The 1,257-nt window shown below is 55.5% G+C and carries 1 protein-coding gene; it reads left to right on the forward strand.

Annotated elements, in window-relative coordinates:
- The first annotated feature begins 77 nt into the window (after positions 1 to 77).
- The gene (locus SZ63_RS12285; RefSeq protein WP_048185896.1) at positions 78 to 1,205 is read left to right on the forward strand and encodes an IS256 family transposase; all 1,128 of its coding nucleotides are present in this window, start codon (positions 78 to 80) and stop codon (positions 1,203 to 1,205) included.
- Positions 1,206 to 1,257 lie beyond the last annotated feature (52 nt).

Here is a 1,257-nt window from a genome sequence, read left to right on the forward strand (position 1 = left end):
GGTAGCGTAACGAAAGTTCTGTAAAATTGAATTGGCCCTGGATCCAACCTAGATTTGGACAAAGGAGAAACAGGGCCATGGATCCCTTAGCGTTAATCGAAGATTATCTTTCCGATCAGGAGAACGGCATGAAGACGCTCATCACCTGGTTCCTCAACCAGGTGATGCTCGCAGAGGCCCTCCAGCAGGCAGGAGCCGCCCAGTACGAACGCACCGATGCGCGGAAAGCGCATCGAAACGGTTACAAGGACCGATCCCTCAAGACCCGATACGGGGAGACGATCCTCCGGAAACCGCAGTTTCGGGAGTTCCCGTTCGAGACACAGGTCTTTGGACGGTATGCCCGGGTGGAGAAGGCTCTGGTGAATGCAATCGTCGAATCCTACCTCCAGGGCGTCTCAACGAGGAGAGTCCAGGAGATCGTCAGTCATCTGGGGATCGATCAGCTCTCTCCGGCTTCGGTTTCCCGGATGGCCAAGGATCTCGACGATCAGGTGCAGGCATTCCTCCTGCGGCCGATCGAACAGGCTATCCCGTATCTCTTCGTGGATGCTTCCTACTACAAAATCCGGGACGGAGCACGGTACGTCACCAAGGCGGTCCTGGTGGTCGCCGGAGTGCGCGAGGATGGTTACCGGGAGATCTTGGGCGCGAGAGTCACCGACTGTGAGAATGAAGAATTCTGGTCGGGACTCTTCGAGGACCTCAAAGAACGAGGACTTGCCGGGGTTCAACTGGTCATCTCGGATGGGCATACCGGCATCCAGAAGGCGGCTGAAGCCGCCTTCCTCGGTGCATCCTGGCAGATGTGTCAGGTTCATTGTACCCGAGCCGTCTTGAGGAATATTCCCCGGAAACATCAGAAGGAGGTTGTAGAGGGGCTGAAGGAGGCCTATGGAAGTGAACAAAGGCTTCAAGATCTCGCCGATGACCTGAATGCCAGGGGGTACCGGAAAGCAGCCAATACCATCGAACGATTCCTCCCCGGGCTCATGAGTTACACGGCATTCCCAAAACAGCACGGGAAACGGATCCGAACCACAAACCTGATGGAACGGGTCAATAAGGAACTCAAACGAAGGACCAAAGTCGTAGGAGCGTTCCCGAACGAGGAATCCCTCCTCCGGTTGGTCGGATCCATCCTGATGGACATCAACGAGGAGTGGGTCACCGGCAGAAGGTATTTGACCATGGAGAAGGAATGATCAGGCAAGGAGACGGGGCTCAGGCAAATTACAGAAGATCTGAGACGTTACC

The organism is Methanoculleus sediminis, from assembly GCF_001017125.1.
GTDB lineage: Archaea > Halobacteriota > Methanomicrobia > Methanomicrobiales > Methanoculleaceae > Methanoculleus > Methanoculleus sediminis.

Coding starts and splice junctions, on each gene's coding strand:
- SZ63_RS12285 (WP_048185896.1), top strand. CDS start 78: ATGGATCCCTTAGCGTTAATCGAAGATTATCTTTCCGATCAGGAGAAC.